Below are 1,192 nucleotides of genomic sequence, written 5' to 3'. Positions count from 1 at the left end.
GCTCGCGCCGGACGTGACGGTCCGGCTGCGGCCGGAGGAGGACGGCGCGGTCACGCTGCTGCCGCCCGCCGGTCACGAGGGCGGCCTCGACGAGTGGCGTCGCGACGTGGTCCTGCGCATGTTCCCGGCCGCCCGGGTCTGACGCGCCCCCGCCGGACTTCCTAGAATCGCATTCGGAAATCCGCCGGCGCGAGAAGGGGACGCACGTGGCCTACGCCGAGATCGAGTACGAGGTTCAGGACGGGATCGCCACGGTCACCCTGAACCGCCCCGACAAGATGAACGCCTACACCTTCACGATGCGCAACGAGATGCTCGACGTCTTCGACCGCATCGACGCCGACGACGACGTCCGCGCCGTGGTGGTGACGGGCGCCGGCCGGGCGTTCTGCGCGGGCGCCGACCTCAGCGGCGGCGGTGGCACCTTCGACAAGGAGAAGTCGAAGGACATGTTCGCCGGCGAGGACGACGTGCTGGAGGACGGCACCCCGCGCGACGGCGGCGGCACGGTCGCGCTGCGCATCGCCCGCTGCCTCAAGCCGGTCATCGGCGCGTTCAACGGCGCCGCGGTCGGCGTCGGCGTCACGATGACGCTGCCGATGGACGTCCGGCTGGCCAGCGAGAAGGCCAAGTTCGGGTTCGTGTTCGCGCGGCGCGGCATCGTCACCGAGGCCGCGTCGAGCTGGTTCCTGCCGCGCCTGGTCGGCATCGCGCAGGCGATGGAGTGGGCCGCGACCGGCCGCGTGTTCGACGCGCGGGAGGCCCTGGACGGCCGCCTCGTGTCCCGCGTGTACGCGCCGGACGAGCTGCTCCCGGCCGCGTACGCGCTCGCCCGCGAGATCGCCGACAACACCTCGGCGGTGTCGGTCGCGACGATCCGCCGCCTGATGTGGTCGGGCCTGTCGGCGCCGTCCCCGTGGGACGCGCACGCCGCCGACTCCCGCCTGATGGCCGAGCTGGGCGGGGGCGCCGACGCCGTCGAGGGCGTCACCTCGTTCCTGGAGAAGCGCCCCGCCGCGTTCCCCATGCGCGTCAGCAAGGACCTGCCGGCGAACGTCCCCGACTGGCCCGTCCGCTAGCACCGCCCGGGGCGCCCCCCCCCCCCGCCCGCCCCCGGGCCCGGGGGGGGCCCGGCGCCCCGGCCGGCCCCCCGGCCCCCCCCGCGGCGCACGCCGGCCACACCGCCCCCCGG

1 protein-coding gene is annotated in these 1,192 nt (G+C 75.4%); it reads left to right on the top strand.

The genetic code is table 11. The features are described from left to right. Positions 1-206: 206 nt before the first annotated feature. A complete protein-coding gene (locus tag ABZ914_RS51615) occupies positions 207-1,079 on the top strand; it encodes an enoyl-CoA hydratase-related protein (RefSeq protein ID WP_190860962.1) in 873 nt (290 codons plus the stop codon). Positions 1,080-1,192 lie beyond the last annotated feature (113 nt).

Origin of the sequence: Spirillospora sp. NPDC046719 (assembly GCF_040645715.1) — a bacterium.
Taxonomy (GTDB): domain Bacteria; phylum Actinomycetota; class Actinomycetes; order Streptosporangiales; family Streptosporangiaceae; genus Spirillospora.
This window is presented reverse-complemented; position numbering and strand designations above follow the sequence as displayed.